Raw genomic sequence first — 10,015 nt, 5'->3', positions numbered from 1 at the left:
CTCTCCCTGCCCCTGCGGGCGCCGGTCCGTCGATGCGGCGATGCGTCCTGTACGCACGGGAGTCTAGGCCCTGGCACACGCGGGGTAATCAGTCGTGCCTCGGCGGGGGTGGGGTTATCCCCACCGCACGCCACCCATGTACCCCATGGCGCCGCCCGCTTGCGGCCCGGCAGGCTGGACGCCATGACCATGCGCAGCGACCGGCCGGGGCCGGCCCCGGCTCCCACTCCGGCTCCCCCTTCCCGTCCTGGACCGCGAGGACCGCTGGGGTGGGGAGAGGCGGCGGGGCCGGGAGGGGCGGCGGGGCGAGGCGGGCTCGAGGGGACTGAGGGGCCTGTGTCTCCCGCGGAGCCTCGGGGGGCGGTGTCTTCTGCGGGAGCGGTGTCTTCTGCGGGAGCGGTGTCTTCTGCGGGGGCTGCGGGGACTCCGGGGGGTGCGGGGGCTCCGGGGGGTGCGGCTCCTGCGGGCGCTGCGGCGCGTGTCGGGTTCGGGGTCGCGATGTGGAAGGAGGTCGGCCACCTCCTGCTGAACCTCCCCCTGTCCCTCCTCGCCTTCGTGTACGTGACGGTCGCGGTGGCCGTGGGCGCCGCGCTGTCCGTGACGGTGGTCGGGCTGCCGCTGCTGGCGGCCGGGCTGGCCGGGGCCCGGCTGGTCGGCCGAGTGGAACGGGCACGGGCCCGGGGCCTGCTCGGTGTGCGGGTCGAGGAGCCGAGCCGGCTGCCGCATCGGCCGGGCGGCGGGCCGGTGGCGGCGGTGTGGGCGGCGCTGCGGGACGCGGTGGCGTGGCGGACGATGCTGTACGGGTTCGTACGGCTGCCGTGGGGCGTGGTGACGTTCGCGGTGACGCTGGTGGCGGTGCTGGTGCTGTGGCCGGCGCTGCCGTACCTGGCCCGGGTGATGGCGAACGCCGACCGCGCGATGGTGCGGGGTCTGCTGGGCCCGTCGGACGAGCTGGAGCGGCGGGTCGCGGAACTGGAGTCGGACCGGGGCGTGGTGGTGGACACGGCCGCCGCCGATCTGCGCCGCATCGAACGGGACCTCCACGACGGGGCCCAGGCCCGCCTGGTCGCCCTCGCCATGGACCTCGGCCTCGCCAAGGAGAAGGCCACCGAGGACCCCGAAGCCGCCGCCCGCATGGTCGAGGAAGCCCACGGCGAGGTGAAGCTCGCCCTCCGCGAACTGCGCGACCTCGCCCGCGGCATCCACCCGGCCGTGCTGACGGACCGAGGGCTCGACGCGGCCCTGTCGTCGGTCGCCTCACGCTGCACGGTGCCGGTGACCGTGACGGCGGACCTGCCGGAGCGCCCGGCGGAGGCGATCGAGGGCATCGCGTACTTCACCGTCTCCGAGCTGCTCCAGAACGTCTCCAAGCACGCCCGCGCCACCCGCGCCACCGTCGACGTCTGGCGCACCGGCGACCGGCTCCTCCTCCAGGTCACCGACAACGGCCACGGCGGCGCCCACCCCGCCCGCGGCACCGGCCTCGCCGGACTCGCCGAACGCCTCGACGCCGTCGACGGGCTGTTCGTCGTGGACTCCCCCGACGGCGGACCCACCACGATCACCGCCGAGCTGCCCTGGCGGAGCCGCCGGAAGGACGGCGCACGGGGCTGAGGACGCGCCGCGCACGCCGTACCGGGCCGGGGCACCGGCCGTATCCGCACCCACTCGAGCAGAAACGGAAACCCCGACCATGGCCCTCGCCTACGGCCCCCGCACCGACGGCCCGCCGCGCACGCGCGTCCCCCGTCCCCTGGCCCGGCTGGGCGTCCCGCTGGCGGGGCGCACCTGGCGGGCGTTCGGCCACCTGGTGGTCGGCCTGCCGCTGAGCGTCTGCTACTTCTCCCTGTCCGTGACGGCCCTCGCGCTCGGCGCCGGACTGGTCGTCACGTTCGTCGGTGTGCCCGTACTGGCCCTGGGACTGGCCATGTGCCGGGGCTTCGGGACCGTCGAACGGGCCAGGGCCCGCGCCCTCCTCGGAGTGCGCGTCGCCGCTCCGGAGCCGGCCCGCGCCACGCCGGGCACCGGCTCGACGGGCGCCATGTGGGCGCTCCTCAAGAGCGGCGCCTCGTGGCGGCACCTGCTGTACGCGGTGCTGCACCTGCCGTGGGCGGTGGTCGCGTTCTCCCTGGCGGTGACCGCCTGGAGCGTGGCGTGGGCGCTGCTCACCTACCCGCTGTGGCAGTGGGCGCTGCCCCTGCACGCCGGGGTGGACGGCATCCAGCTGTACGGCGACGGGACGCGCGGCTACGTCCTGGACTCGGCCGGCGAGCTGGCGGTGACCTCGCTCGTCGGGCTCGCCCTGGTGTATCCGGCGGCGTGGCTGGTGCGGGGCCTCGCGGCGGTGGACGGCCTGATGGTGCGGGGCCTGCTGGGGCCGTCGCCGCTGGCCACCCGGGTGGTCGAGCTGGAGTCGGACCGGGGCGTGGTGGTGGACACGGCCGCCGCCGATCTGCGCCGCATCGAACGGGACCTCCACGACGGGGCCCAGGCCCGCCTGGTCGCCCTCGCCATGGACCTCGGCCTCGCCAAGGAGAAGGCCACCGAGGACCCCGAAGCCGCCGCCCGCATGGTCGAGGAAGCCCACGGCGAGGTGAAGCTCGCCCTCCGCGAACTGCGCGACCTCGCCCGCGGCATCCACCCGGCGATCCTCACCGACCGGGGGCTCGACGCCGCCCTGTCCTCCCTCGCCTCGCGGTGCGCCGTGCCGGTCGCCGTGAGCGTGGACCTGCCCGCCCGGCCCGCCGCCGCCATCGAGGGCATCGCGTACTTCACCGTCTCCGAGCTGCTCCAGAACGTCTCCAAGCACGCCCGCGCCACCCGCGCCACCGTCGACGTCTGGCGCACCGGCGACCGGCTCCTCCTCCAGGTCACCGACAACGGCCACGGCGGCGCCCACCCCGCCCGCGGCACCGGCCTCGCCGGACTCGCCGAACGCCTCGACGCCGTCGACGGGGTACTCGTCGTGGACTCCCCCGACGGCGGACCCACCACGATCACCGCCGAGCTGCCCTGGCGCCGCTGAGCACGCGACCAGGAGACGGGCGGCCGAGAGCGAGCACGACCGAGACCACGGCCGAGACCACGGCCGAGGGCACGACCGGGACCACGGCCGAGACCACGGCCGAGGGCACGACCGGGACCACGGCCGAGGGCACGACCGAGACCACGGCCGAGACCACGGCCGAGGGCACGACCGAGGGCACGACCGAGACCACGGCCGAGACCACGGCGGGACAGCGCGGCCGAGAAGCGGCCGGGAGCGCGGCGCGTCGCGGCCGGGCACCGGACCGAGGGGCGGTGCGGAGCGCGGCCGAAAACGCGCGGTGGACGGCACGGGTCGTACCGGGCGCCCGGCCCGGACACGGTTGAACGCGCGGGTACGCGGTTGAACGCGGCCGGACACGGTTGAACGTGTTCACCCACACGGCGCAAGGTGCTGAGATGCTGGTGGCGGCGGCGGTGGACACCGCCGTCCGGGACCGGATCGGGAGTGGGGGCTGCGAGGCCGTGGACGACAGGGTGCGGGTGGTCATCGCCGAGGATTCCGTGCTGCTCAGAGAGGGCCTGACCCGGCTGCTGACCGACCGCGGGCACGAGGTCGTCGCCGGGGTCGGCGACGCGGACGCCCTGCTCAAGACGGTGGACGCGCTCGCGGCCGACGGCACGCCGCCGGACGTGGTCGTGGCGGACGTGCGGATGCCGCCGACCCACACGGACGAGGGCGTCAGGGCGGCCGTACGGCTGCGCGCGGACCACCCGGGCGTCGGGGTGCTGGTGCTGTCGCAGTACGTGGAGGAGCGGTACGCGACGGAGCTGCTGGCCGGAAGCAGCCGGGGCGTCGGGTACCTGCTGAAGGACCGGGTCGCCGACGTCCGGGACTTCGTGGACGCGGTGGTGCGGGTGGCGCGGGGCGGTACGGCGCTCGACCCCGAGGTGGTGGCCCAGCTCCTGGGGCGCAGCCGCCGCCAGGACGTCCTGGCGGGGCTGACGCCGCGCGAGCGGGAGGTCCTCGGTCTGATGGCCGAGGGGCGGACGAACTCGGCGATCGCGCGGCAGCTCGTGGTGAGCGACGGGGCGGTCGAGAAGCACGTCGGGAACATCTTCCTGAAGCTGGGGCTCTCCCCGAGCGAGGGGGACCACCGCCGGGTGCTCGCGGTCCTGACCTACCTGAACTCCTGATCGCGACGGCCCCGACACCGCAGGCGGCCCCCGGAGGGCCTAGGACCAAAGACCGGGCCGGGAGTGCCGTTCCGGTGGAACGCAGGGGGGAACAAAGCATGATGTTCCAGGACAAACGGGCGCCCCATGGTGGCGTCCACTATTCGAGCTGTCCAAGGAAGGGAACCCTTACCGACGTAGGGTGGGGCGTGGAACGGCCGGTCGTCGTCCGGCCGTTTTCGGAGCGCTCTCCCGCCGACGGCGGGGAGACCCCTTGTCTCGAGGGAGGTCCAGTTCAGTGACCAGCCAGGTCAGCAGCCCGGCCGAGCAGACAGGCGAGGCGGCACACGGGTCCCGCGGCGCCGCCGAGGCCCGAGTGTCCGACGAGGTCCGAGTGGCCGGGGAGGCCCTGGTGGCCGAAGAGGCGCCCGCCGGCGACCACCCCGCCGGAACCCGTCCCGCCGGAACCGACTCCGCCCCAGCCCGGCCCGCGGGCACCCGCCCGGCCGAAGCCCCGCCCGCCGAAGCCCGCCCCACCGGGGACCACCCCACGGGCACCCTCCCCGCCGCGGAGCCGGAGGGCACGGAGACCGGCGGCGCGGGGCCGGACGGTGCCCCGGTGCGGCACGTCCCCGAGAAGGAGATCCGCCGGCTGAACCGGGTGATCATCCGCTTCGCGGGCGACTCGGGCGACGGCATGCAGCTCACGGGTGACCGGTTCACCTCGGAGACGGCCTCCTTCGGCAACGACCTGTCGACGCTGCCGAACTTCCCCGCCGAGATCCGGGCCCCCGCCGGGACGCTGCCGGGTGTGTCGTCCTTCCAGCTCCACTTCGCCGACCACGACATCCTCACGCCGGGCGACGCCCCGAACGTCCTGGTCGCGATGAACCCGGCCGCGCTGAAGGCGAACATCGCGGACGTGCCGCGCGGCGGCGAGATCATCGTCAACACCGACGAGTTCGCGAAGCGGGCGATGGCCAAGGTCGGCTACGCCACCTCCCCGCTGGAGGACGGGTCGCTGGACGGCTACCGGGTCCACCCGGTGCCGCTGACCACCCTCACCATCGAGGCGCTGAAGGACTTCGGCCTGTCCCGCAAGGAGGCGGAGCGGTCGAAGAACATGTTCGCGCTCGGCCTGCTGTCGTGGATGTACCACCGGCCGACGGAGGGCACCGAGCAGTTCCTGCGCCGCAAGTTCGCCGGCAAGCCGGAGATCGCGGAGGCGAACGTCGCCGCGTTCCGCGCGGGGTGGAACTTCGGCGAGACGACGGAGGACTTCGCCGTCTCGTACGAGATCGCCCCGGCCACCGCCGCGTTCCCGCCCGGCACGTACCGCAACATCTCGGGCAACCTCGCCCTGTCGTACGGGCTGATCGCGGCCTCGCACCAGGCGGACCTGCCGCTCTTCCTCGGCTCGTACCCGATCACCCCGGCCTCGGACATCCTGCACGAGCTGAGCCGCCACAAGAACTTCGGTGTGCGGACCTTCCAGGCGGAGGACGAGATCGCCGGGATCGGCGCGGCGCTGGGCGCGGCGTTCGGCGGCGCGCTGGCGGTGACGACGACGTCCGGGCCGGGCGTGGCGCTGAAGTCCGAGACGATCGGCCTGGCCGTGTCGCTGGAGCTGCCGCTGCTGATCGTGGACATCCAGCGGGGCGGCCCGTCCACCGGCCTGCCGACCAAGACGGAGCAGGCGGACCTGCTCCAGGCCATGTACGGGCGCAACGGCGAGGCACCGGTGCCGGTGGTCGCGCCGCGCACCCCGGCCGACTGCTTCGACGCCGCGCTGGAGGCCGCGCGGATCGCGCTGGCCTACCGGACCCCGGTGTTCCTCCTGTCGGACGGGTACCTGGCGAACGGCTCGGAGCCGTGGCGCGTCCCGGACGTGGAGGACCTGCCGGACCTGGGCGTCACCTTCGCGACGGGCCCGAACCACACGCTGGACGACGGCACGGAGGTCTTCTGGCCGTACAAGCGCGACCCCGAGACCCTGGCACGGCCCTGGGCGCTGCCCGGCACGCCCGGCCTGGAGCACCGGATCGGCGGCATCGAGAAGCAGGACGGCTCGGGCAACATCTCGTACGACCCGGCCAACCACGACTTCATGGTCCGCACCCGGCAGGCCAAGGTCGACGGGATCGCCGTGCCCGACCTGGAGGTCGACGACCCGGACGGCACGGCCCGCACGCTGGTGCTGGGCTGGGGGTCGACGTACGGACCGATCACGGCGGCCGTCCGCCGGGTCCGCGCGGGCGGCGACGCCGTGGCGCAGGCCCACCTGCGCCACCTCAACCCCTTCCCGGCGAACCTCGGCGAGGTCCTGAAGCGGTACGAGACCGTCGTCGTCCCGGAGATGAACCTCGGGCAGCTCGCCCTGATGATCCGCGCGAAGTACCTGGTCGACGCGCGCAGCCACACGCAGGTCAACGGGATGCCGTTCAAGGCGGAACGGCTCGCCGAGGCCCTCAAGGAGGCCATCGATGCCCAGTGAAGCCCTGACCCTGGTGCCCAAGGCCGAGGGCAAGCAGTCCATGAAGGACTTCAAGTCGGACCAGGAGGTCCGCTGGTGCCCGGGCTGCGGCGACTACGCGGTCCTCGCCGCCGTGCAGGGCTTCATGCCCGAGCTGGGGCTGGCGAAGGAGAACATCGTCTTCGTCTCCGGCATCGGCTGCTCGTCCCGCTTCCCGTACTACATGAACACCTACGGGATGCACTCCATCCACGGCCGCGCCCCGGCCATCGCCACGGGCCTGGCCGCCTCGCGCCGCGACCTGTCGGTGTGGGTCGTCACGGGTGACGGCGACGCGCTGTCCATCGGCGGCAACCACCTGATCCACGCGCTGCGGCGCAACGTCAACCTGAAGATCCTTCTGTTCAACAACCGGATCTACGGACTGACCAAGGGCCAGTACTCGCCCACCTCCGAGGTCGGCAAGATCACCAAGTCGACGCCGATGGGGTCGCTGGACGCCCCGTTCAACCCGGTGTCGCTGGCGCTGGGCGCGGAGGCCGGCTTCGTCGCCCGGACGGTCGACTCGGACCGCAAGCACCTCACGGAGGTCCTGCGGCAGGCCGCCGACCACCCCGGCACGGCGCTCGTGGAGATCTACCAGAACTGCAACATCTTCAACGACGGCGCCTTCGACGTGCTGAAGGACAAGGAGCAGGCGGAGAGCGCGGTGATCCGCCTGGAGCACGGCGCTCCGATCCGCTTCGGCCCCGGCGGGTCGAAGGGCGTCGTCCGCGACCCGGCGACGGGCGACCTGGAGGTGGTCGCCGTGACGCCGGAGAACGAGGCGCGGGTGCTCGTCCACGACGCGCACGCCGCCTCCCCGACGACGGCGTTCGCACTGTCGAGGCTGGCCGACGCGGACACGCTGCACCACACGCCGATCGGTGTCCTGCGCAGCGTCGAGCGGCCGGTCTACGACACGCTCATGGCCGACCAGCTCGACCTGGCCGTCGAGCAGCGCGGCAAGGGCGACCTGGCGACCCTGCTGGCCGGCGGCGACACGTGGACGGTGGTGGGCTGACGGCACCCGGGCGTCCGTCGGCCGACGGCACCCGGCCGCCGGCCCCCGGCCGGTGGTTCGCCGACGGCACCCGGGCGGTCTCCGCCCGACGACCACCGGCCGCCTTCACCCGAAGCCCGGTCCCGGACCCCGAGGGGGTCGGGGCCGGGCTTCGCCGTGTTCGCCGTGTCCACGACCACACCCGCGTCATGACCGTATCGCGATACGGGCATGACACACCCTCCGGTCCGGCGCTACCTTCGGACGGACAGCGCGGCGCGGGACGGTGACGTCCGGACAGGAAGTGGAGCGGCGAGTGGCGGCGAGGAGCGGCGGCACGGGCGACCAGAAGGCGGGACTTCTCTACGGGATCGGGGCCTACGGCATCTGGGGGCTGTTCCCCTTGTACTGGCCCCTGCTGGAACCGGCGGGCGCGGTGGAGATCCTGGCCCACCGCATGGCGTGGTCGCTGGTGGCGGTGGTACTGGCGCTGCTGGTCGTGCGGCGCTGGGCATGGATACCCGTGCTGCTGCGGCAGCCGGGGAAGCTGGGGCTCATCGCGCTCGCGGCCACGGTCATCACCCTCAACTGGGGCGTCTACATCTGGGCCGTGAACGCCGGGCACGTGGTCGAGTCGTCGCTCGGGTACTTCATCAACCCGCTGGTCACCATCGCCATGGGCGTCGTCCTGCTGAAGGAGCGGCTGCGGCCGGCGCAGTGGGCGGCGGTCGGCATCGCCTTCGCGGCGGTGGTGGTGCTGGCGATCGGATACGGCAGGCCGCCGTGGATCTCGCTGGTGCTGGCCTTCTCGTTCGCGACGTACGGGCTGGTCAAGAAGAAGGTGAACCTGGGCGGCCTGGAGTCGCTCGGCGCCGAGACGGCCATGCTCTTCCTGCCGGCCACGGGCTACCTGGTGTGGCTCGGGATGCGGGGCGACGCCGCGTTCGGCACGGCCGGCGTCGGGCACATGGCGCTGCTCGCCTCGACGGGCCTGGTCACGGCGGTGCCGCTGGTGTGCTTCGGCGCGGCGGCGATCCGCGTGCCGCTGTCGACGCTGGGGCTGCTGCAGTACCTGGCGCCGGTGTTCCAGTTCCTGGTGGGGGTGCTGTACTTCCGGGAGGCCATGCCGCCGGAGCGGTGGGCCGGGTTCGCGCTGGTGTGGCTGGCGTTGACGCTGCTGACCTGGGACGCCCTGCGCACCGCGCACCGCACCCGCGCGGAGGCGGCGCGACTGACGGCCCGCGCGGCGGCCAGGGCCCAGGCACCCGCGCCGACCGCGGCGCCGGACGGCCCCGCACTGCCGGGCGCCGCACTGCCGGGCGCCGCACTGCCGGGCCCCGAGGTCCCGGAGCTCGCGGTGCCGGGCGCCGAGCCGGGCCCCGCGCCGGCGACGGCCACGGAGGCGCCGCGCCCCTGAGCGCGCGCCCCACGCTCGCGGCACCCGGCGCCCGTACGCGCCACCGAGCAGCGCTGCCGGGCCCCGCGCGACGGCGGCCGGCAGCCCCGCCCCCCGCCGCCCCCACCACCCACGCGCGACCGCCCCACGGCGCCGGCCCCCCGCCGGCGCGGGGGCGGGCGCGCAGCCACCGGTACCGCCCCCACCGATCACCCCGGTACCGCCCCCACCGGCGCGGCTCCCGCCACCCCTCCGCCTCACGCCCCCTCGCGGTCACCCGCCGGGATCAACCCCGTTGCGTCCCCGCCCCGCACCGGCTACGAACAGTCGCATGACAGCACTCCACTGGAAACTCGTGGTCGACGCGACCGACCCACACGCCCAGGCGGACTTCTGGGCGGCGGCGCTCGGCTACACGGTCGAGGACCACGGCGCCTTCGTCGAGCGCCTCCTCGCGGCCGGGCGCGCCCCGGCCGAGGCGACCGTCGAGGTGCGCGGGCGGCGCGCCTGGCGGGATCTCGCCGCCGTCCGCCATCCGGACGACCCGTACGAGGAGGCGACGGGCACCGGGCGGGGGCGCCGGCTGCTGTTCCAGCGGGTGCCGGAGGCGAAGACGACCAAGAACCGCCTCCATCTCGACGTGCACGCGGGCCCCGAACGCGACCGCGCGGCAGAGGTCGCCCGGCTGGAGGGACTGGGCGCGTCCGTCCTGCGGGAGGTGGACGAACCGGGCGGGCGGTGGACCGTCATGGCCGACCCGGAGGGCAACGAGTTCTGCGTGCACTAGCCCGAACCATCCGATATGCGAACCGCGGCGACCGGAACGCGCTCTTGACGCCCGGCTGAATTGTCGCTGTACATTCAACCCCGCACGGATGGACGCCCAGCGGCGCCCACCGGTCACGCACCACCGCTCCAGCGCCCCGCGACCAGCCCTCGCGGG

Annotated in this window: 7 protein-coding genes; all 7 read left to right on the top strand. The window is 74.4% G+C overall.

The annotated features are described in order from the left end of the window. Positions 1 to 498: 498 nt before the first annotated feature. The 7 genes from CP974_RS17755 to CP974_RS17720 all read left to right on the top strand — a co-directional run bounded on the left by CP974_RS17755 (position 499) and on the right by CP974_RS17720 (position 9,859). A complete protein-coding gene (locus tag CP974_RS17755) occupies positions 499 to 1,614 on the top strand; it encodes a sensor histidine kinase (protein WP_159311442.1) in 1,116 nt (371 codons plus the stop codon). Positions 1,615 to 1,693: 79 nt separating this feature from the next. Then, entirely contained in the window at positions 1,694 to 3,025 is a 1,332-nt protein-coding gene (locus CP974_RS17750) for a sensor histidine kinase (RefSeq protein WP_086731725.1), read from the top strand. 497 nt (positions 3,026 to 3,522) lie between these two features. Beyond that, complete coding sequence (locus CP974_RS17740) at positions 3,523 to 4,182, top strand: response regulator transcription factor (RefSeq protein ID WP_506405961.1); 660 nt, start codon at positions 3,523 to 3,525, stop codon at positions 4,180 to 4,182. A gap of 598 nt (positions 4,183 to 4,780) precedes the next feature. Next, positions 4,781 to 6,655: a 2-oxoacid:acceptor oxidoreductase subunit alpha gene (locus CP974_RS17735; protein ID WP_037939474.1), complete on the top strand. Its 1,875-nt coding sequence runs from the start codon at positions 4,781 to 4,783 to the stop codon at positions 6,653 to 6,655. Further along, positions 6,645 to 7,697: a 2-oxoacid:ferredoxin oxidoreductase subunit beta gene (locus tag CP974_RS17730; protein WP_031135986.1), complete on the top strand. Its 1,053-nt coding sequence runs from the start codon at positions 6,645 to 6,647 to the stop codon at positions 7,695 to 7,697. Before CP974_RS17735 ends, CP974_RS17730 begins: the two co-directional genes overlap by 11 nt. Positions 7,698 to 7,992: 295 nt before the next feature. Further along, positions 7,993 to 9,093: an EamA family transporter RarD gene (gene rarD, locus CP974_RS17725; RefSeq protein ID WP_085921301.1), complete on the top strand. Its 1,101-nt coding sequence runs from the start codon at positions 7,993 to 7,995 to the stop codon at positions 9,091 to 9,093. 310 nt (positions 9,094 to 9,403) lie between these two features. Further along, a complete protein-coding gene (locus tag CP974_RS17720) occupies positions 9,404 to 9,859 on the top strand; it encodes a VOC family protein (protein ID WP_031136821.1) in 456 nt (151 codons plus the stop codon). The last annotated feature ends 156 nt before the right edge of the window (positions 9,860 to 10,015 follow it).

The organism is Streptomyces fradiae ATCC 10745 = DSM 40063 (genome assembly GCF_008704425.1).
GTDB classification, from domain to species: domain Bacteria; phylum Actinomycetota; class Actinomycetes; order Streptomycetales; family Streptomycetaceae; genus Streptomyces; species Streptomyces fradiae.
Note: the sequence above shows the minus strand (reverse complement) of the source record. Positions and strands in the feature narration are given on the sequence as shown.

What these genes read in the sequence shown, in the direction of transcription:
- CP974_RS17755 (WP_159311442.1), top strand. Translation starts at nt 499, where the DNA reads ATGTGGAAGGAGGTCGGCCACCTCCTGCTGAACCTCCCCCTGTCCCTC.
- CP974_RS17720 (WP_031136821.1), top strand. Translation starts at nt 9,404, where the DNA reads ATGACAGCACTCCACTGGAAACTCGTGGTCGACGCGACCGACCCACAC.
- CP974_RS17750 (WP_086731725.1), top strand. Translation starts at nt 1,694, where the DNA reads ATGGCCCTCGCCTACGGCCCCCGCACCGACGGCCCGCCGCGCACGCGC.
- CP974_RS17730 (WP_031135986.1), top strand. Translation starts at nt 6,645, where the DNA reads ATGCCCAGTGAAGCCCTGACCCTGGTGCCCAAGGCCGAGGGCAAGCAG.